Source organism: Pseudomonas sp. BLCC-B112 (assembly GCF_028550695.1).
Lineage (GTDB): Bacteria > Pseudomonadota > Gammaproteobacteria > Pseudomonadales > Pseudomonadaceae > Aquipseudomonas > Aquipseudomonas danubii.
The window spans coordinates 745,579-765,574 of record NZ_JAQQGK010000001.1 but is presented as its reverse complement, the minus strand read 5'-3'; the positions used below and the strand labels follow the sequence as shown (position 1 = coordinate 765,574).

Annotated in this window: 21 protein-coding genes and 1 tRNA gene; 7 read left to right on the top strand and 15 right to left on the bottom strand. The window is 60.3% G+C overall.

Annotation, left to right across the window (positions count from 1 at the left end):
* The first annotated feature begins 160 nt into the window (after positions 1-160).
* Positions 161-871 (top strand): hypothetical protein, encoded by a 711-nt coding sequence (locus PQT43_RS03610; protein WP_272753503.1) that lies wholly within the window; start codon positions 161-163, stop codon positions 869-871.
* Positions 872-1,013: 142 nt separating this feature from the next.
* On the opposite strand, the gene PQT43_RS03605 is transcribed toward PQT43_RS03610, so the two are convergent.
* From PQT43_RS03605 to dapA, 5 genes are all read right to left on the bottom strand, one after another.
* Positions 1,014-1,103, bottom strand: a tRNA-Ser gene (locus PQT43_RS03605).
* A gap of 83 nt (positions 1,104-1,186) precedes the next feature.
* A complete protein-coding gene (purC, locus tag PQT43_RS03600) occupies positions 1,187-1,900 on the bottom strand; it encodes a phosphoribosylaminoimidazolesuccinocarboxamide synthase (protein ID WP_011059799.1) in 714 nt (237 codons plus the stop codon).
* A gap of 28 nt (positions 1,901-1,928) precedes the next feature.
* The gene (locus PQT43_RS03595; RefSeq protein ID WP_102878722.1) at positions 1,929-2,687 is read right to left on the bottom strand and encodes an MBL fold metallo-hydrolase; all 759 of its coding nucleotides are present in this window, start codon (positions 2,685-2,687) and stop codon (positions 1,929-1,931) included.
* A 4-nt stretch (positions 2,688-2,691) separates the two neighbouring features.
* Positions 2,692-3,807 carry an outer membrane protein assembly factor BamC gene (gene bamC, locus PQT43_RS03590; RefSeq protein WP_102861607.1) on the bottom strand — a complete coding sequence of 372 codons (1,116 nt, stop codon included), beginning with the start codon at positions 3,805-3,807 and terminating at the stop codon, positions 2,692-2,694.
* A 17-nt stretch (positions 3,808-3,824) separates the two neighbouring features.
* Positions 3,825-4,703, bottom strand: a complete 879-nt coding sequence (gene dapA / locus PQT43_RS03585; protein ID WP_102878721.1) for a 4-hydroxy-tetrahydrodipicolinate synthase — start codon at positions 4,701-4,703, stop codon at positions 3,825-3,827.
* Positions 4,704-5,029: 326 nt separating this feature from the next.
* On the opposite strand from dapA, the gene PQT43_RS03580 reads away from it, so the two are divergent.
* Entirely contained in the window at positions 5,030-5,590 is a 561-nt protein-coding gene (locus PQT43_RS03580) for a glycine cleavage system protein R (protein WP_102861605.1), read from the top strand.
* Between the two features lie 10 nt (positions 5,591-5,600).
* On the top strand, positions 5,601-6,074 hold the full coding sequence (locus PQT43_RS03575) for a peroxiredoxin (RefSeq protein WP_102861604.1): 474 nt from the start codon (positions 5,601-5,603) through the stop codon (positions 6,072-6,074).
* 37 nt (positions 6,075-6,111) lie between these two features.
* Here the strand turns inward: PQT43_RS03575 and PQT43_RS03570 are convergent, their stop codons facing one another.
* Both PQT43_RS03570 and PQT43_RS03565 read right to left on the bottom strand, forming a co-directional pair.
* The gene (locus PQT43_RS03570) at positions 6,112-7,182 is read right to left on the bottom strand and encodes an AI-2E family transporter (RefSeq protein ID WP_102861603.1); all 1,071 of its coding nucleotides are present in this window, start codon (positions 7,180-7,182) and stop codon (positions 6,112-6,114) included.
* Between the two features lie 33 nt (positions 7,183-7,215).
* The gene (locus PQT43_RS03565; protein ID WP_011059792.1) at positions 7,216-7,455 is read right to left on the bottom strand and encodes a sulfurtransferase TusA family protein; all 240 of its coding nucleotides are present in this window, start codon (positions 7,453-7,455) and stop codon (positions 7,216-7,218) included.
* 233 nt (positions 7,456-7,688) lie between these two features.
* Between PQT43_RS03565 and PQT43_RS03560 the strand changes: the two genes are divergently transcribed.
* A complete protein-coding gene (locus tag PQT43_RS03560) occupies positions 7,689-9,122 on the top strand; it encodes a M48 family metalloprotease (RefSeq protein ID WP_253083895.1) in 1,434 nt (477 codons plus the stop codon).
* Between the two features lie 75 nt (positions 9,123-9,197).
* On the opposite strand, the gene PQT43_RS03555 is transcribed toward PQT43_RS03560, so the two are convergent.
* The 4 genes from PQT43_RS03555 to rpoE all read right to left on the bottom strand — a co-directional run bounded on the left by PQT43_RS03555 (position 9,198) and on the right by rpoE (position 13,017).
* Positions 9,198-10,628: a DegQ family serine endoprotease gene (locus tag PQT43_RS03555; RefSeq protein WP_102861601.1), complete on the bottom strand. Its 1,431-nt coding sequence runs from the start codon at positions 10,626-10,628 to the stop codon at positions 9,198-9,200.
* A 223-nt stretch (positions 10,629-10,851) separates the two neighbouring features.
* Positions 10,852-11,808, bottom strand: a complete 957-nt coding sequence (locus PQT43_RS03550; RefSeq protein WP_102878718.1) for a MucB/RseB C-terminal domain-containing protein — start codon at positions 11,806-11,808, stop codon at positions 10,852-10,854.
* Positions 11,809-11,816: 8 nt separating this feature from the next.
* A complete protein-coding gene (locus PQT43_RS03545; RefSeq protein ID WP_102861599.1) occupies positions 11,817-12,404 on the bottom strand; it encodes a sigma-E factor negative regulatory protein in 588 nt (195 codons plus the stop codon).
* Between the two features lie 31 nt (positions 12,405-12,435).
* Entirely contained in the window at positions 12,436-13,017 is a 582-nt protein-coding gene (gene rpoE, locus PQT43_RS03540) for an RNA polymerase sigma factor RpoE (protein WP_007930230.1), read from the bottom strand.
* 558 nt (positions 13,018-13,575) lie between these two features.
* On the opposite strand from rpoE, the gene nadB reads away from it, so the two are divergent.
* Positions 13,576-15,198, top strand: coding sequence for an L-aspartate oxidase (nadB, locus tag PQT43_RS03535; protein WP_110595072.1), 1,623 nt, complete (start codon positions 13,576-13,578; stop codon positions 15,196-15,198).
* Here nadB and PQT43_RS03530 read toward each other — a convergent pair.
* Together PQT43_RS03530 and PQT43_RS03525 are read right to left on the bottom strand one after the other, a co-directional pair.
* Entirely contained in the window at positions 15,161-15,613 is a 453-nt protein-coding gene (locus tag PQT43_RS03530; RefSeq protein ID WP_110595071.1) for a protein YgfX, read from the bottom strand. The two genes, nadB and PQT43_RS03530, sit on opposite strands and share 38 nt — an antisense overlap.
* Positions 15,597-15,851, bottom strand: a complete 255-nt coding sequence (locus PQT43_RS03525) for an FAD assembly factor SdhE (protein ID WP_011059785.1) — start codon at positions 15,849-15,851, stop codon at positions 15,597-15,599. The genes PQT43_RS03530 and PQT43_RS03525 overlap by 17 nt, the downstream gene beginning before the upstream one ends.
* Positions 15,852-16,000: 149 nt before the next feature.
* Between PQT43_RS03525 and ygfZ the strand changes: the two genes are divergently transcribed.
* Both ygfZ and PQT43_RS03515 read left to right on the top strand, forming a co-directional pair.
* Positions 16,001-16,942, top strand: a complete 942-nt coding sequence (ygfZ, locus tag PQT43_RS03520; protein WP_267269524.1) for a CAF17-like 4Fe-4S cluster assembly/insertion protein YgfZ — start codon at positions 16,001-16,003, stop codon at positions 16,940-16,942.
* A 38-nt stretch (positions 16,943-16,980) separates the two neighbouring features.
* The gene (locus PQT43_RS03515; protein ID WP_213664874.1) at positions 16,981-17,802 is read left to right on the top strand and encodes an HDOD domain-containing protein; all 822 of its coding nucleotides are present in this window, start codon (positions 16,981-16,983) and stop codon (positions 17,800-17,802) included.
* On the opposite strand, the gene PQT43_RS03510 is transcribed toward PQT43_RS03515, so the two are convergent.
* Positions 17,788-19,191, bottom strand: coding sequence for a sensor histidine kinase (locus tag PQT43_RS03510; protein WP_102878713.1), 1,404 nt, complete (start codon positions 19,189-19,191; stop codon positions 17,788-17,790). The two genes, PQT43_RS03515 and PQT43_RS03510, sit on opposite strands and share 15 nt — an antisense overlap.
* Positions 19,184-19,855 carry a response regulator gene (locus tag PQT43_RS03505; protein WP_102861593.1) on the bottom strand — a complete coding sequence of 224 codons (672 nt, stop codon included), beginning with the start codon at positions 19,853-19,855 and terminating at the stop codon, positions 19,184-19,186. Before PQT43_RS03505 ends, PQT43_RS03510 begins: the two co-directional genes overlap by 8 nt.
* Between the last annotated feature and the right edge of the window lie 141 nt (positions 19,856-19,996).

Genomic DNA, 19,996 nt, shown 5'->3' with positions numbered 1-19,996 from the left:
CATGCGTCTCGCACCGATCCTGCCACACTCTCAGGAACACAGCTCTGTTTACCAAATAGCTCCCCAAGACCGCCTCATCATGTGCCGTGGAGCCTTCAGGGCAGCAAAGAACTGGGTGATAGACCTTTCGCTTATATGCCATCTCCATAGGAGGCCAGTAATGCTTTACATGATGCTACCGCTAGATAGGCATTTTGACTCTGGGTTTGGTGCAGTCGCAGACTCGTTTAGGGACGCTGCTGACGCTCTTGAAGACTCCAGAGAGAGCACCCCAACCTTGAATGCTCATCTGCCTGTGAGCTTTCTCTACCGGCACGCTATAGAGCTTTTCCTGAAGTCAGCGATCATCATTTTTCACAGGAAACTCAACATCCCGTACGGCGCCATACCAGCAAGCGGCGAACCTCAAATCCCTGTCGGGGACAAGTGGAAGCCAATGTATAACGTCCACGGCCTTCAACCGCTTTATCAACACTTCTGCTCGCTTTTTGAAAACCACGCTGAGTACCTAGCTACCCACACAAACACAGATTGGAGCTTACCCACCGAGCTAGAGCAATGGATCAGTGAAATCGAGGCAACGGACTCATCAAGTACGTTCTTCCGCTACCCAGTTACAAAGGACAAGGAAAAAGACAAACAGAAGTCCGTCATTCGGGAGGACGATTACGATGCCCTGCTTTCAAGAATGGGACAGCACCAAAAGCCGACCAAGACGCTACTGATGCTTGATCAGCATGCCAACGTGGTCGAAACCTTCTCGCACGACGACACACAGGCCAAAGGAATCATCGGTACGTTGAAGCAGGTTGCAGAGCTGTTTTCCAATTGTCACGCGGCATTGGTAGGCGAGCTAACCGGAGGGGCTTGAAACCGCATTGTTAGTTAATTGGGATCGAACGGTGCAGGGAAGGATTGCGTGCAGCTCTGGAGATTTGAGTAGTACAACCGAGTAGTACAACCCAAAAATAAAAACCCCCGTAACTCATTGAATTACAGGGGTTTTCTATAAATGGCGGAGAGATAGGGATTCGAACCCTAGGTACCGGTGAAGGTACAACGGATTTCGAATCCGTCCCATTCGGCCACTCTGGCATCTCTCCAACGGCGCGCATCATAACAGCACCTTTGCCGGATGCGAAGCCCCCGAGCAAATTTTTTCCGTGCTATCAGATGCTTGCGTCGATTACAGCGGAACGCCCAGGCGCTGGGCGACTTCTTCGTAGGCTTCGATGACATCACCGAGGCCCTGGCGGAAGCGGTCCTTGTCCATCTTTTTCTTGGTGTCCTTGTCCCACAGACGGCAGCCGTCCGGGCTGAACTCGTCGCCCAGGACGATGGAGCCGTCGCTGAACACGCCGAACTCCAACTTGAAGTCCACCAGCAGCAGGCCAGCGTCATCAAACAGCTTGCTCAGGACTTCGTTGACCTTGAGCGACAGCTCTTTCATGCGCGCCAGTTGCTCGGCGGTACCCCAGCCGAACGCCACAACGTGAGATTCGTTGATGAACGGGTCGCCCTTGGCGTCGTCCTTCAGGAACAGCTCGAACGTGTAAGGGTTGAGCTTCATGCCCTCTTCCACACCCAGGCGCTTGACCAGGCTGCCGGCCGCGTAGTTACGCACCACGCACTCCACCGGGATCATGTCGAGCTTCTTCACCAGGCACTCGTTGTCGCCCAGCAGCTTGTCGAACTGGGTCGGCACTCCGGCGGCTTCGAGTTTCTGCATGATGAAGGCGTTGAACTTGTTGTTCACCATACCCTTGCGGTCCAACTGCTCGATGCGCTTGCCGTCGAACGCCGAGGTGTCGTTGCGAAACAGCAGGATCAAGCGGTCAGCGTCGTCGGTCTTGTAAACCGATTTGGCTTTGCCGCGGTAGAGTTCTTCACGTTTTTCCATGATGGGCTCCGCTTGCTAAGTAGGTGGGCTAGGCGATGTGGCGCCAGTCGAGCCCTGAATCTTGATCGGCCAATTGCAGCCAGTCCGGATCGCACCCGAGGGTGTCGACAAAACATTGCCGGGCCAGCTGCGGCAGGTTGTTCTTGCTGCTCAGATGAGCAAGGACCAGATGCTGCAAGTCCTGCCATCCCAATTCGGCCACCAGGCTTGCGGCCTGATGGTTGTTCAAATGCCCTTGGTCACCGCCGACCCGCTGCTTGAGAAAGTACGGGTAATAACCGCGCGCCAACAGGTCCCGGCAATGGTTGGCCTCGATCATCAAGGCATCCAGGCCACGGTAGCCTTCCAGTACGCCGGTACAGTAGGAACCCAGGTCGGTCAGCAGGCCAAAACGCCGCTGACCGTCGCTGAAGACGAACTGTGTAGGTTCCTGGGCGTCGTGGGCGACGGCAATCACGTCAATGCACAAGGCACCAATCTGCAGTTGCTCGCCACCGCGGACAAAACCTGCAGCCTCCACCGGTTTGCGCATCCCGCGCAAAGTGCCCTGGCTGAGGTAGACCGGTAAATTGTAGCGCCGAGACAGCAAACCCACGCCATGCACGTGGTCGGCATGTTCGTGGGTCACCAGGATGGCGCTCAACTGCGAGGGATGAACTCCCAGGCGCAGCAGGCGCCGCTCGGTTTCCCGCAAGGAGAAACCACAATCCACCAGGATGTAAGTGTCAGCACTGGCGATCAGCGTGCCATTCCCTTGGCTACCACTGCCGAGAACGGCGAAACGCATCTGATCAGCCCAGGTTGTCCTGAATCGCGCCCAACACCTTGCGCGCCACATCGGCCGGCGCCACGGTGTTGATGTTCTTCTCGACGGTCACCTGGACGTTGTCACCCACCTTGCTCAGGCGCACCTGGTAGCGCTCGGCGCGGGCTTCGATCTCTTCCTTGGCCGGCTTGCTGCCGAACAACTTGCCGAAGAAGCCCGGCTCGTCGTTCTTCTTCTCGGCTTTTTCCGCCAGGTTGATGTAGTACAGGCCCAGGCTGCGGTTGATGTCCTCAACCCGCCATTCGCCCTGCTCCAGGGCGCGGCCCACGCTGGACCAGGCGCGATCGAGGTCGGCGCCCAGGTTCAGCACCGGGTTGCCGCTGCCGTCTTCGCTGAGGCTGACCCGGCTCGGGGTATCGAAATCGCGAGCAGCCAGCAGGGACACCGAACCGCCCTTCTCGGAGGTACGGCTCATGCTGGCCAGCATGTCATCCACCAGCGCGGCGTCCAGGCCGGTGTTGACCGAACGGTTGGTGAACTCCACATCGGCGGTGCTGCCGGCGGGACGCTCGGCACTGACCACGTAGACTTCACTGGTATTGCGCTGCACACCCGGTTCGATGCGCACCCGCACGCGAGTTTCGCTGTCGGCGGCGACGCCGGCGCTGCTCAGGCGCTTGGCCACGGCAGCGGAAAGCTCGTCGGAACGCTGCCAGCGGGTGCTGAACTCGCCGGTTTGCGGGCGTTGCTGATCCAGGCGGAAACCGTTGTCCTGGAAGAACTGCACTGCCACTGGCCAGACTTCGGCCGGCGGATGCTGGGCCATGACCCAACGGGAGTCGCCGCTTTTCTGCAGGGTGTAGTCGCTGGCATCGGCAATCGCCGACAGCGGCTGCGGACGAGGTACCTGGTACTCGCCCTTGACGTTGTCGTCGGCCACGTTGCGCGGGATTGGCAGCAGCGGATCCAGACGCTTGGCGGTCTGGACATCCGGCGGCAGTTGCATTGGTGCTGTTTGTTGCGCTTGCAGGTAATCGCTACCCCGGTCACGGAAGTAGCCTTCCGGGCCCCAGATCCAACCGCAGCCACTGGTGCTGGAGATAATCAAGGCAAGTGCGGAAAGTCCGGCCATTCGCTTCATGCGTTGTACTTCCTCAATTAAACCAAGACGCCGGACTGGCGCATGGCCTGCCGCAGCGGTTCGTGACAGGCGGCACTGAGCCAGGTGAGCGGCAGACGGATACCGTCCGGCATCAAGCCCATTTCGTGCAGGGCCCATTTCACGGGAATAGGGTTGGATTCGATGAACAGTGTCTTGTTCAGCGGCATCAGGGTTTCGTGGATCTCGCGGGCCTTGGCGGCGTCGCCGGCCATGGCCGCGGCGCACATCTGGCTCATGGCCCGAGGCGCGACGTTGGCGGTCACCGAGATATTGCCCTTGCCGCCCAGCAGGATCAGTTCAACGGCAGTGGCGTCATCGCCGGAGTACACCAGGAAATCGTCGGGCACGCCGGCCAGGATGGCCTTGGCACGCTGCAGGTCGCCGGTGGCTTCCTTGATGCCGATGATGTTTTTCACGGAGGACAGACGGATCACGGTCTCGGCCTGCATGTCGCATGCGGTACGGCCTGGAACGTTGTAGAGGATCTGCGGGATGTCCACGGCCTCGGCAATGGCGCGGAAATGCTGGTACAGGCCTTCCTGGGTCGGCTTGTTGTAATACGGGGTCACCAGCAGGCAGGCATCGGCGCCGGCGATCTTCGCATTGGTGGTCAGTTCGATCGCTTCACGCGTCGAGTTGGCGCCGGTACCGGCAATCACCGGGATACGCCCTGCAACCTGGGCCACCACCCGACGAATCACTTCGATGTGCTCGTTGACATCCAGTGTGGCCGATTCACCTGTGGTGCCGACCGCCACGATGGCGTTGGTGCCCTCTTGCAGGTGGAAGTCCACCAGTTTGCTCAGGCTGTCCCAGTCGAGATTTCCCTGTGCATCCATGGGTGTGACCAGTGCCACCATACTGCCCGCAATCATGCAACCGCTCCTGCCGGAAAAAGAGAGCGGTAATGGTACTGGCGCCAAGTTCCTTGCACAAGCGAAGTCCCTTGCCGTGAGCATTCCCCTGAGCGATGGTTTTCGCTACCCTTCAGGCTTTGATCGCTACTGATAAGCATGTAAACCGGGTTATCGCCTGCCTGTTGGATCTGCAAAGCCCCATTCCCGCGTTGCCAGACTGTGTTCCGAGCGTTTCGGGGCCCGTCGCCGGCTTGTGGTTCAAGGCCCTGAAGTTCAGCTTGCAACGCTTGCCTGCTACTGGCTTGTCAAAAAGTACCGACCGCTCATCGCTTTAGGAATGCTGCATGTCCACCCCCACAGTTCGCGAACAATTCCTTGTCATCAGTGCCCTCGGCGCCAACCCCATGGAGCTGACCAACGTCCTGTGCCGCGCCAGCCATGAAAACCGTTGTGCCGTGGTGACTTCGCGTCTGACCCGACACGGCGAGTGCAGCGCCCTGGTGCTGGAGATTTCCGGCAGTTGGGACGCCCTGGCGCGCCTGGAAAGCAGCCTGCCGTCCCTGGCCAAGAAGCACGCCTTCACGGTCAACGTGGTGCGCAGCGCCGCTCTGGAAAGCCGTCCCCAGGCCTTGCCTTATGTCGCCTACGTCAGCGCGGCCTACCGCTCTGACATCGTCAATGAGCTGTGCCAGTTCTTCATCGACCATCATGTCGAACTGGAAAACCTCACCTGCGATACCTACCAGGCTCCGCAAACCGGCGGCACCATGCTCAATGCCACCTTTACCGTGACCCTGCCCGCCGGCACCCAGATCAGCTGGTTGCGTGACCAGTTCCTGGATTTTGCCGACGCCATGAACCTCGATGCGCTGATCGAACCCTGGCGCCCACAGAACCCCATGTAAGGAAGCTCCCATGGCTGTTGCTATCGACCAACCCGTCGCTGATTTCCAGGCCCCTGCCACCAGCGGCCAGACCGTCAGCCTGTCCGGCCTCAAGGGCAAGCAAGTGGTGATCTACTTCTACCCCAAGGACAGCACCCCAGGCTGCACCACCGAGGGCCAGGGCTTTCGTGATCAATACGCCGCCTTCCAGGCCGCCAACACCGAGGTCTTCGGCATCTCCCGCGACAGCCTGAAGTCCCACGAGAACTTCAAGTGCAAGCAGGAGTTCCCCTTCGAGCTGATCAGCGACAAGGACGAAGCCGTCTGCCAGCTGTTCGACGTGATCAAGTTGAAGAAGCTCTATGGCAAGGAATACCTGGGCGTGGACCGCAGCACTTTCCTGATCGACAAGGACGGCGTCCTGCGCCAGGAATGGCGCGGGGTCAAGGTTCCGGGCCATGTCGACGCCGTACTGGCAGCAGCCCAGGCTCTGAACAAGGCCTGAAACCAACGGGGCGGCTGAATCAGCCGCCCCGCGTTATCTAGAGTAAAGGCGCCACCACCGGGTCCTTCCTCGGCCAGGCATCCAGCACAGCCTTGAACAGCGTGGCCAGGGGAATCGCAAAGAAAATCCCCCAGAAGCCCCACAGCCCGCCAAACAGCAGCACCGCACAGATGATTGCTACCGGGTGCAGGTTCACCGCACCGGAGAACAGCAGCGGCACCAGCACGTTGCCATCCAGGGCCTGGATGATCCCGTAGACCGCCATCAGGTAGATGAACTGGTCGCTCCAGCCCCACTGGAACAGGGCGATCAGCGCCACCGGCACGGTGACCACAACGGCGCCGACATAGGGCACCACCACCGAAATCCCTACCAGCAGGGCCAGCAGGGCCGCGTAGTTAAGCCCCAGGGCGACGAAGGCGATGTAGGTCACACCACCGCAAATAACGATCTCGATGACCTTGCCGCGGATATAGTTGGCGATCTGCCGGTTCATTTCGTGGGCAACCCGAGTGATCAAGGTCCGCTCCTGAGGCAGGTAGCCGATAACCCAACGGCTGATCATCGCCCGGTCTTTGAGGAAGAAGAACACCAGGATCGGCACCAGCACCAGGTAGATCATGATGTTCACCAGCAAGGGCAGGCTGGACAGGGAGAAGGTCAGCGCCCATTGGCCGAACTTGCCGATCTCGCCCCGAGCCACTTCGATGGCCTGTAGTACCTGCTCGTCCGACACCAGGTGCGGATAGCGCTCGGGCAACAGCAGCAACAGTGACTGCCACTTGGCGAGCATCCCCGGCAACTCGTTGAACAGGGTGACGAACTGGTGCCAGAGCAAAGGCACCACCACCAGGATGAACACCAGCAGCAGGCCCATGAACAACGCGAACACCAACCCCACCGCCGCCCCACCGGGCAGGCGCAGGCGCTCCAGACTGACCACCAGCCCCTGCATCAGGTAAGCCAGGACCATGCCCGCCAGTACTGGCGCCAGCATCCCACCCAAGGTCAGCACAGCGGTAAAGGCCAGGAACAGCAGTACAGCGAGCACCACCGCTTCTTCATCCGAGAAGTAGCGCTGTATCCAGTCACGTAGCACTTTGAACATCAATGATCCTTAGATGAAAACGGTGAACGGCCGTCAGGCCTTTTTCAGCCAGTAACGATAGACCCCGGCCTCGTCCTCTTCGCGCAACAGGGTATGACCGGCCAGGCGAGCGAAGGTGCGGAAGTCACGCTGGGACCCGGCATCGGTGGCAATGACCTTGAGCACCGCGCCACTGGCCAGGCGATTGAGTTCCATCTTGGCCTTGAGCAGTGGCAGTGGGCAGTTCAGTCCACTGGCATCGAGCTCGGCGTCATGGGCGACAACATCGGTCATTGGCTTACTCCGATCATCAATTCAAGGCGCCTAGAATACCCTGCAAGGCAAAGCCGTCGGCAATAAAGAAGCCTGAAACCAGAGCGCTGCAGCGCCGTGATAGAAGCTCGATGAGGTAGACGTCGGAATTTACCCGAAAGCACTTTTTTATCCGCAGAGTTTTCACTGGCTTTATCTGGTCCCCGGACCAGCGGGCAGCTACAGTAGAGCCTTTGTCGAATAAGGCTTTGTGCATGAATTTATTGCGCCCTACCCTGCTGACGCTCGCTTGCCTGCTCGCCTCACCGGGCTTCGCCGACGACCTGCCGTCACTTGGTGATGCCAGTTCATCCATTGTCTCTCCACAACAGGAACACCAGCTGGGCCGTGCCTGGCTGGCGTTGCTACGCAGCCAGGTCTCGCAACTCAACGACCCGCAACTCAAGGACTATGTCGAAACCAGCGTCTACAAACTGGTGGAGACCAGCCAGGTCAACGACCGCCGCCTTGAGTTCATCCTGATCAACAGCCCGCAGCTCAACGCCTTCGCCGCCCCCGGCGGGATTGTCGGGGTCAACGGTGGCCTGTTTCTCAATGCCCAGACCGAGGGAGAGTACGCCTCGGTGATGGCTCACGAACTGGCGCACCTTTCCCAACGCCACTTTGCCCGCGGGGTTGAAGCCCAGCGGCGCATGCAGGTGCCAATGATGGCCGCCTTGCTGGCCGGGATCGTGATCGCTGCCGCTGGCGCCGGGGATGCGGGGATCGCCACCATCGCCGGCACCCAGGCCGCGGCCATCCAGGAACAGCGGCGCTTTTCCCGGCAAAACGAACAGGAAGCCGACCGCATCGGCATTCTCAATCTGGAGAAAGCCGGCTACGACCCACGCTCGATGCCCACCATGTTCGAACGTTTGATGCGCCAATACCGCTTCGATGCCAAGCCTCCGGAATTCCTCCTGACGCACCCGGTCACCGAATCGCGAATCGCCGACACCCGCAACCGCGCCGAACAGGCCAAACTCGGAGGCACCGAAGACAGCCTGCGCTATCAACTGATCCGTGCGCGGGTGCAGTTGAATTACGAAGAATCTCCTGGTCTGGCCGCCAAGCGCTTTCGCGCCCAGCTCGATGAAAACCCGAAGAACGACATTGCCCGTTACGGTCTGGCCATCGCCCAGATCAAGGGCAGCCAGTGGAACGAGGCTCGGGAAAACCTCAAGCCGCTGCTGGCCAAATCCCCCAACGATGTCACCTACAACCTGGCCCAGATCGAATTGGACATGGCCAACAGCCGCCTGCCGGATGCGCAAGCTCGTGTGGAGCGGATGCTCAACCTGTACCCGGGCAACTACCCGCTGAATCAGATCCGGGTGGACCTGCTGCTCAAGCAGAACCGCCCCGCGGATGCGGAAAAGGCCCTGGAAGGCTTGCTGAAAAGCCGTCCGGACGATCCGGATGTCTGGTATCTGGTGGCGGAAACCCGCGGCCTGTCGGGCAATATCATTGGCCTGCACCAGGCCCGGGCCGAGTACTTCGCCCTAGTCGGCGACTACCGCCAAGCCATTCAGCAACTGGACTTCGCCAAACGGCGGGCCGGCAGCAACTTCCCACTGTCGTCGAGAATCGACGCTCGTCAGCGGGAGATGATGGACCAGGAGCAGATGGTCAAAGACATGATGCGCTGATGTTTCCAGGCGCCATAAAAAAGCCCGCCTCTTACGAGGCGGGCCTTTTACTACGCGAGCACGGCGTCAGACGTATTACTCGGCCAGTTTGAAGGTAATGAAACTGGCTCGCCCCTGACGCAGTACGCGCATGGACACCGAACGGTTCTTCGGCAGCGCCTTGGCGATTTCGGTGAACTCCTTGGCGGTGGTAATCGCCTGGTTGTTCAGGTGGGTGATCACGTCGCCCGGCTGCAGGCCGATCAACGCCGCTGGGCCATCCTGGACTTCCTTGATGACTACGCCACCCTTGAGGTCAAAAGCCTTTCTCTGCTCATCATTGAGCTCTACAACGGCTACGCCGAGACGGTTACTGCTGCGCTCGACGCCGGACTTGGGCAGCATGCTCAGATCCTTGTCTTCTTCAGGAATGGCGCCCACGGTGAGCTCGACATTCTTGCGCTTGCCTTCACGGATCACTTCCAGGTTGGCCTTGGCTCCGGCCTTCAGTGCCCCGACCAGATGCGGCAGGTCCGCCGACATGACAATGGGTTGACCATTAAGGCTGAGAATCACGTCCCCCACTTGCAGGCCGCCCTTGGCCGCTGGGCCTCCGTCCTGAACCTGCGCGACCAGTGCACCGGCAGGTTTTTCCAGACCAAAGGATTCTGCCAGGTCTTTATTGACCTCCTGAATCACTACGCCCAGCCAGCCACGACTGACCTTGCCACCGGTTTTCAGCTGATTGGAAACGTCCATGGCCACGTCGATAGGGATCGCGAAAGACACCCCCATGAAGCCACCGGAACGGGTGTAGATCTGCGAGTTGATGCCCACCACTTCCCCCGCCAGGTTGAACAGCGGGCCACCGGAGTTACCCGGGTTGATCGGCACGTCGGTCTGAATGAAGGGAACGTAGTTTTCGTTTGGCAGACTGCGACCAATGGCACTGACGATGCCCTGGGTCACGGTGTGGTCGAAACCAAATGGCGAGCCGATGGCCACGACCCATTGCCCGGCTTTCAGGTCCTGGGATTTACCCAGCTTCAGCACAGGCAGGTCCTTGCCATCGATCTTCAACAGTGCCACGTCGGAACGCGGATCGGTGCCTATCAGCTTGGCTTTCAATTCACTGCGGTCGGCCAGACGCACGAGAATCTCGTCCGCATCGGCGATCACGTGATTGTTGGTGAGGATGTAGCCATCCGGGGAAATGATGAAACCCGAGCCCAGGGACTGGGCTTCACGCTGGCGGTCCCCTCGCGGAGAGCGCTGCTGAGGCATGCCACGCTCGAAGAACTCCCGCAACATTGGCGGCAGGCCTTCCAGTTCGGGCATCTGTGCCGAGTTGGAAAACCGCCGATCAGGCAGCTTCTGCGTTGTACTGATATTCACCACAGCAGGCGAGGCCTGCTCGACCAGTTGGGTGAAATCAGGCAACTCGGCTGCCTGGGCAGACACGGCCTGCCCCAGCACCAGCACGGTGGCAAGAATGGTGAAGTAAGACTTCAAGCGTGGTATCGACATACGGCTCCCGTTACGACGAGCGTGGTTAAGCGATATGGAGCAAGTCGCACCGAAAATACAGGGGCGGTACTTTTGCTCCAGGAACGACAAATAAGGTCAGAACCGAGGGGTTCTGACCTATAAAAAAACTCTGGGGATTTTGCAAATGAAATTGCTCACCAAACATTTCATCTTCTCAATTGTGGAGTAGGCATTACCGACCTCTTACACAACCAACAAAGGCTCATTGCTTGGCGGTGGCATCGGAACGCATAGACAGCGCAATACGTTCAGCAGTGCCAATGGGGATTTCCCCGACCACGGTGACCATCATTTCGCCTTCAGGCGTGGTCAAGCGACGTGATACGGCAACAGTCGGACCGAGCTGGGTGCGGGTATCGGTAACCGTCGCACCATTGAGTGGCTCGAGGAACACCGAGAACCGCGCCAAACCGTCGTCATACAGCAAGCTGTTGACCAGGGTCTTGGTTTGCGGATCCTTGCGGGCGGAGCTACTGGTCAGCTCGAAACCTGGAGGTAGCCAGTCGGAATGCCAGGTTTGCGCAGTCTTGATGGCCGAAGCCTTGTCGCTGTCCAGGCTCACGGGTTTGCAGTCAGCACCCGCTTGCAACTCGGCATCTTCAGGGACATCTGCAGTATCCAGACGAGTGAACTGGAAGCGCTCCAATAGTTGTCCCTTGTCGTTCAACAACAAGGATTTGAGCGGCAGGCCGGTTTCCCGATCCAGATGCAACTCAAAGCCATAACGATGTTGATCTCTGGGCGTAACCGAAACGATCACTGCCTGACGCCCAGCCACACGTGACTTGCCGATAACGGCAAGGTCATACCAATTCTTGAGCTTTTGCGGGTCCAGCGCACGGGCCGCAGAGTCCGGAGCATCGCCCAACCCTGCCATCAACGTACCGCTGACACACTGGGTGCGACCATCGACACGCACCACCTCTTGAGCAGATCCATCGAGCTGAACCAAACGCTCACGGACCTCTCCACCCTGGACGCGATGCCAGATGTTATGGGTAGAAAAACTACCGTTACGCTCGTAAACGAAAGTGCCCTGAAAGCTTTGCTGCTGTTCCGCTTGCCCAAGACGCTGCAACCAGCCCTGGGCTTCATCGGCGTGGGCTGGAACCACAAACCAGCCACTAAGCAGAAGCGAGAGTAGAGGTATGGCGCGCATGATCCTCCTTAGCGGTTTTCCAGGCTTGCCGCACGGGCATAAGGCAGTGCGCTTTCAGTGCCTTTGAGTGCAGCTTGCTGAGCATGCTGACGCAGGTAGCTTGGCAGACGCTGATCGTGCCAGCCTGGCTGCCCTTGCAATACGCCATTAGCCATGGGGCCAGTGGCTTCCGAGCTTTCATTGTAGCCGGCCAGTACAGCAGGGCCCTTAATTTGTGGAGTCGCCAGGGTCGGTTGAGCGGCTTGCTGAGCCAGTTCAACGCCTGCGATCTCATCTTGGTTGTACAGGCGCACACCGGCCAGTACCGCCACAGTCACCGATGCAGCTACCGCCAGACGGCCCAGACTGCGCCAAGGTCCACGGGACGCTTTGGCTGGTACGGCCTCATCAGCCAGAGCTGCCGAAACAGCAGCGGCGATGTCCAGACGTGGAAGCAGCAACTCCTTGTGCATAGCTGCCCGGGCGATTTGATAACGAGCCCAAGTCTCACGGGTTTCTACTTCGTCGACGGCATTCAACACCCGACGCAATTCCAGTTCGTCCGCTTCGTTATCCATCACCGCGGACAGCGATTCCTGCAGGGCTTCACGACTCATGGCGGTTCCTCTCTTGGCTGTCGCCGCTGTCTCAGGTTTCCTGCAACAACGGCTGCAGGGCTTTATCGATGGCTTCCCGAGCGCGGAAAATCCGGGAGCGCACGGTACCCACCGGACACTGCATGACGCTGGCAATGTCCTCGTAACTCAGACCATCGAATTCACGTAAAGTTAAGGCTGTACGCAAATCTTCAGGCAATTGCTGAATGGTTCGATGGACGGTGCCCTCGATCTCATCCCGCAGCAATGCACGTTCCGGCGATTCGAGATCCTTCAGGCCATGATCGCCGTCATAGAACTCCGCATCCTCAGAACTCACATCGCTATCCGGCGGCCGGCGGCCGCGTGAAACCAGATAGTTTTTCGCCGTGTTGATGGCGATACGGTACAGCCACGTATAGAACGCGCTGTCCCCCCGAAAATTACCTAGTGCACGGTAAGCCTTGATAAAGGCTTCTTGTGCGACATCCTGGGCTTCATGGGTGTCGTGCACGAAACGCACGATCAACCCGAGAATTTTGTGCTGGTATTTCAGCACGAGCAGATCGAACGCTCGCTTGTCGCCACGCTGAACGCGCTCGACCAGCTGCTGATCCTCTTCCTGGGTTAGCATGAACACTCCTCGATAAGCTCGGAGGAGGCTTGCATCACTAATCGATCAGGCTTGCAAACATAGACTCGGGCTTTTCGCAAAAGTTCTCCCCCTCCAAGCAAGTTTCCTGCGGGCTCTGATCCGGCACGCACGAAAAACGCAGCGCGGGCAAGGCCGGCTGCGCGAATAATCCTGTCGTCGATTTCTGTCACCAAGGGACAGATTGCAAACCTTGGCCAGAACCGACGCTGTCCCTTCTTTCAGGCAACCTTCTATTGAGTTTGGGGCCTTGGCAAAAGTTCCCAATCTTTATAGCTGCGCCGAACGAAGATTGTGTAACGGTGAAGAGAAAAACAGCCCTACTTCTTCGATCAACCCGCGCGGCAGCTTGAACGCCGCGAGTAGAGGCTGGTCGAGAGCAACGCTTTTGCTCAGCGAAGTCGCACAACGCCATGAAGGCGCGACTATTGTGCCGATCCCCCCCTCTATATACTAGTGGGCTGTGTGGCTGCTTTGACTCGCCGATTCAGGCGTCTGGCGCCAACCCCATATCGGGTCGCTTTGAGCGGAATCCTTCAAATGAGCCAACAGTTTCAACACGATGTTCTGGTGATTGGCAGCGGCGCCGCCGGCTTGAGCCTGGCCCTGACACTGCCCCGCCACTTGCGTATCGCCGTCCTGAGCAAAGGCGATCTGGCCAACGGCTCGACCTACTGGGCCCAAGGCGGCGTCGCTGCCGTTCTGGACGATACCGATACCGTCGAATCCCATGTCGATGACACCCTCAACGCCGGTGGCGGCCTGTGCCACGAAGATGCCGTGCGATTTACCGTGGAACACAGCCGTGAGGCAATCCAGTGGTTGATCGACCAGGGGGTTCCCTTTACCCGTGATGAAGACGCCAGCAGCGATGACAATGGCTTCGAGTTCCACCTGACCCGTGAAGGCGGTCACAGCCACCGACGGATCATCCATGCCGCAGACGCCACCGGCGCAGCCATTTTCAAGACACTGCTGGCCCAGGCCCGACAGCACCCCAATATCGAACTGCTGGAGCAGCGGGTTGCCGTTGACCTGATCACCGAAAAACGCCTGGGCCTGGAAGGTGATCGCTGCCTGGGCGCCTACGTACTCAACCGCGGCACGGGTGAAGTGGACACCTTCGGCGCCCGCTTCGTGATCCTCGCCTCCGGCGGTGCAGCCAAGGTCTACCTCTATACCAGCAACCCCGACAGTGCCTGTGGCGATGGCATCGCCATGGCGTGGCGCTCGGGTTGCCGGGTGGCCAACCTGGAGTTCAACCAGTTCCACCCCACCTGCCTGTATCACCCACTGGCCAAGAGCTTCCTGATCACCGAGGCCCTGCGCGGTGAAGGCGCCCACCTCAAGCTGCCCAACGGCGAACGCTTCATGCAGCGCTTCGACCCTCGGGCCGAACTGGCTCCCCGGGACATCGTCGCCCGGGCCATTGACCACGAAATGAAGCGCCTGGGGATCGACTGCGTCTACCTGGACATCAGCCACAAACCGGAAGCCTTCATCAAAACCCACTTCCCCACCGTGTATGAACGCTGCCTGGAATTTTCCATCGATATCACCCGGCAGCCGATCCCAGTGGTGCCGGCCGCCCACTACACATGCGGCGGCGTAATGGTCGATCAACAGGGGCGCACCGATGTGCCAGGCCTGTATGCCATTGGCGAAACCAGTTTCACTGGCCTCCACGGAGCCAACCGCATGGCCAGCAACTCGTTGCTGGAGTGTTTCGTCTACGCCCGCTCGGCAGCGGCCGACATTCTCCAGCAGCTGCCTCAGATCTCGATTCCCATCGCCCTGCCGGCCTGGGATGCCAGCCAGGTCACCGACTCTGACGAAGACGTGATCATTGCGCACAACTGGGACGAACTGCGGCGATTCATGTGGGACTACGTCGGTATCGTGCGGACCAACAAACGCCTGCAACGGGCTCAACACCGGGTTCGCCTGCTACTGGACGAAATCGACGAGTTCTACAGCAACTACAAGGTCAGCCGTGACTTGATCGAGTTGCGCAACCTGGCCCAGGTGGCCGAATTGATGATTCTCTCGGCCATGGAGCGCAAGGAAAGCCGCGGCCTGCACTACACCCTCGACTATCCGCAGCTGCTGCCCGAAGCTCGCGACACTATTCTGCTGCCGCCCACCTACTCCGGCCGAACTTGAGCCGCACCCGCAGACGCCGATGCTCATCGGCGGTCTGCGCGTCCCTCGGCACACAAAGGGAGCGCACCCAGCGCTCGCCCTGCAGACGGAAGCGCAATACCACGATCAGCGGCAATGCCAGGCTGTCAGGCCGCAACTGCACCCCCTGCCAACCCGTGGCCGGACTCCACAGCTGCCAACCCTCTGATGAATGCCGCAAGCGGCTGAATGCTCGGGAATGAGTCAACAAAATCTGTCGAGGCAGCACCCAGCCGCCGTGCAACAGGCACAGCAGGATGCCCAGCACCTTGGCCAAAGACGGGATATCCAGCAGGAAAATGGCGACCAGAGCGAATGCCTGGGCCAGCAGGTAGGCCGCCAGCAGTTGCCGTGAAGCACGCCAGCGGCACTCGAACAGCCTACTTGGGCTGGACACGGTCCAGAATCATGCGAACCATGCGCTGCAGCTCAGGATCCTCGGACTCGCTGCGTTCCATGAACCAGCCGAACATGTCCTGATCCTCACACTCCAGCAACTTGCGGTAGCACTCGCGATCGGTCTCATTGAGATGCGGGTACACCTCCCTGACGAACGGCACCAGCAATACGTCCAGCTCAAGCATGCCGCGACGGCTGTGCCAGTAGAGGCGATTCAGTTCAACATCTTCAACCATGGAGCGCTCCTCAAATAGAGCGCAAGTATACAGCCCGGGGAACACGAGAACAGTCGGCTTTGGTCGGTCACCACCTGTCCTTTGTGAACTATCCATTTCAGGGGCGCCCCCTTATGATGTGCCCCAGACTTTTTACCCTGCGATGAACCATGGCTGACTCCGCTTTTTTCTGCCCCCTGTCCCACGAAGGCGTCCTCGCCGTCCGCGGCCCTGATGCCAGCAAATTCCTTCAGGGTCAGTTGACCTGCAACCTCAATTACCTCAGCGACAGCCAGTCCAGTCTGGGCGCCCGTTGCAACCAGAAAGGCCGCATGCAGTCCAGTTTCCGTATCCTCCTGGAAGGTGACGGCTGCCTGCTGGCCATGGCCAGCGAACTGCTTGAGCCGCAACTGGCGGACCTGAAGAAGTACGCAGTCTTCTCCAAGGCCAAGCTCACCGATGAAAGCGCCAACTGGGCGCGCTTCGGTCTCAGCCATGCCGACTCAAGCCTGAGCGGCCTGGGCCTTGAACTGCCCCAGGAAGACGGCGCCGTAGTCCGCGCCGACGGCCTGATTGCCGTGCGCGCCTCAAGCCACCGCGTCGAACTCTGGGTCCCGGCAGAACGCGCCGAGAGCTTGGGTCAGCAACTGGCCGCGCAACTGCCCCAGGGCGTGCTCAATCAGTGGCTGCTGGGCCAGATCCGCGCGGGCCTCGGCCAGGTCATGGCGCAGACCCGTGAACTGTTCATTCCACAGATGCTCAACCTCCAGGCCGTGGGCGGCGTCAGCTTCAAGAAAGGCTGCTACACCGGTCAGGAAATCGTCGCCCGCATGCAATACCTGGGCAAGCTCAAGCGCCGCCTCTACCGACTCGCATTGCCCAGCGGCGAACTCCCCGTCCCAGGCACCCCGCTGTTCTCCCCGACCCACAACAGCTCCATCGGTGAAGTGGTCCTGGCCGCCCAGGCACAAGACCAGGTGGAACTGCTGGCCGTGTTGCAGGCCGAAGCGGCAGAAGATGGCAACCTGCACCTGGGCGCACTCGAAGGGCCCGGTCTGCAATTGCTGGACCTGCCGTACCAGCTGGACCGCGATCGCGAAATCCAGCGCTGACCGACTCCCCCTTTCCTGCAACACCCTAGAGAACTGAAATGACTGAGCTGGCGCAAAAGGTCCAACAGGATTTGGTGGAGGCCATCGACAACGATGACCTGGTTCTGCCAACCCTACCGGAGGTGGCCATGCAGATTCGCCGGGCCGCCGAAGACCCGGAAATCAGCGTCAGCACCCTGAGCAAAGTGATTGGCCGCGACACCGCGTTGTCGGCGCGACTGATCAAGGTGGTCAACAGCCCACTGTTGCGGGCGGCCCAGGAAGTCACCGACCTGCATACCGCCATCACCCGCCTGGGCGTCAACTACAGCAGCAACCTGGCCATCGGCCTGGTGATGGAGCAGATCTTCAATGCCCGCTCCGAGGTGGTTGCACAGAAAATGCACGATGTGTGGCGCCGCAGCCTGGAAGTGGCCGGGGTCAGCTATGCCCTGTGCCGCCGCTACTCCCAGCTCAAGCCCGACCAGGCAGCGCTCGGCGGACTGGTACACCAGATCGGCGTGCTGCCGATCCTGACCTACGCCGAAGACCACTACGAACTGCTTTCCGACCCGGTCAGCCTCAATCACGTGATCGAACGCATTCACCCGCTGCTGGGGGACAAGCTGCTACGGGTCTGGGAGTTCCCCGAGCAACTGGTGGAGATCCCTGGGCACTACCTGGAATTCAACCGCCAGACCAGCGGGATCGACTACGTCGACCTGGTCCAGGTGGCGACCCTGTACTGCCACAAAGACACAGATCACTCCCTCTCGCGCATTGACGCCTTCAGCGTGCCGGCGTTCAAGAAACTGGGGATCGACCCGGAAAACCAGGCCATGTGCAACGAGCTGCAAGAATCCCGCTCAATGCTCTACTGATCCTAACCCCGCGATAAAACTCACCCGCACTTTGAGCCCCGAAGGCTGGCCATCGTGCAGGCTGATCTGTGCCAGATGGGCGCGACAGATTTCCCCCACGATTGCCAGCCCCAACCCCGAACCGGCCACCTGCTGATTACGCCGGTAAAAACGTTCGAAGACCCGGTCGCGATCCTCCAGGGGAATACCCGGCCCGTCGTCCTCCACCTCCAGCACCCCCGGCGCCGATACCCGCAGCACCACATTGCCGCCCGACGGCGTGTGGGCCAGGGCGTTGTCCACCAGGTTGCTCAGCAGTTCATTGAGCAGGGTTGGCTCGCCCTTGAGCCACACCGGCTCGTCGGCTTCCAGGGCCAGGGCCACCCCCCTGGCATGGGCCAGAGGCGCCATGGCCATGCCCAGTTCCCGGGCCAGCTGGCTGAGATCGAGCAACTGTGCGCCGCCCTCGGCGATCGCCCGGGCGCCATTTTCCACCCGGGCCAGGGACAGCAACTGATTGGCCAGGTGGGTCAAGCGATCGGTGCCCTGAGCCGCGCTTTCCAGGGTCGTGCGCCAAGTGTCCGGCTCGCTGGAACGCAGCCCCAGCTCCAGACGGGCCTTGAGTGCTGCCAGCGGTGTTCGCAACTCATGGGCGGCCTCGGCAATAAACTGTGCCTGGCGCTCGAACTGCCCCCGCAGGCGTTCGGTGAAATGGTTCAAGGCCCGCACCAGGGGCCACAATTCACGCTGCACCGAAACCAGCGGCAGCGGCCGCAAGTCATCGGGCTGGCGCTCCTCCACCGCACCGCGCAAACGTTCCAGCGGACGCAAGGCGGCACTCACCGCAAACCACACCAGCAGCAACGCCCCCATGGCCAGCATTCCCAGGCGCAGCAAGGTGTCGGCCATCAGGCTGCGGGCCATGGCGACCCGCGCCTCGTCGGTCTCCGCCACGCGAATTTCCGCCATGCCGTTCATGTTCGGCTCGCTGACCGCCTTGAGCAGGCTCACCACCCGCACGTTCTGGCCCTGATAGGTGGCATCGTAGAAACGCGCCAGGGCCGGATAGTCATCGGTACGCGGAGTACCTGGCGGCGGACCAGGCAGGTTTTCGTAACCGGAGATCAGTTGCTGGTGAATATCGTTGACCTGGTAATAGATGCGCCCGGCACTGTCGTAGGCAAAGGTGTCCAGGGCCACATAGGGCACATTGGCGCTGAGGCTGCCGTCACGCTGGGACAACCCGGCGGCGATGGTCCGCGCCGAGGCCAGCAGGGTGCGGTCGTAGGCGGTGTCGGCGGCCTCACGGCCGTTCCAGTAGGCACTCAAGCCGCTGGCCAGCATCAGCACTACCAGCAGCAGCGCCAGGTTCCACAGCAACCGCCAGCGCAGGCTGCTGGGCCTATGCATCGCGGCTTTCCAACAGATAACCCAAGCCGCGGAACGTCACGATGGCCACTGCATGGCCATCGAGCTTCTTGCGCAGGCGGTGGACGTAAATCTCGATGGCATCCGGGCTGGCCTCCTCATCCAGGCCGAACACCTGGGAGGCCAGTTGCTCCTTGCTCATCACCCGGCCGGGACGGGCAATCAATGCCTCGAGCACGGCCTGCTCGCGAGACGTCAGGGTCAGCAGTTCTTCGCCCAGGGTGAAGCGCCGGGTATCCAGGTCATAGGCCAGCACTCCGCAACGCTGCTGGCGCTCGCCCCCCAGCACGCTACGGCGCAAAAGCGCCTTGACCCGGGCTTCGAGCTCGGTCAGTTCGAACGGCTTGGCCAGGTAATCGTCGGCCCCCAGGTTCAGACCGTGGACCCGATCCTTGACGTCGCTGCGGGCAGTGAGCATCAGCACCGGCAGGTTCTTGCCCCGGGCCCGCAGGCGCGCCAGCACCTCGAAACCGTCCAGGCGCGGCAGGCCGACATCGAGGATCGCCATGGCGTATTCCTCACTGCCCAGAGCCAGGTCGGCGGCCACGCCATCGTGCAGCACATCCACGGTCAGGCCGGTGCTCTTGAGCGCCTGGGCGACACTTTCGGCCAGTTGCAGATGGTCTTCGACGAGCAGGACTCGCATGTTTTCTTACCTCGTTCCGGGGGGATCGACGCCGCTCTTTGGCGCGGAGTGTACCGCTGCATTCGCCGCTGTGAAGCCCGAAAACCGTGAAAGTACGTTGAAAGGTTAGCGAAAGGTTGGCCCTTTAGAGTCCGGCTACGG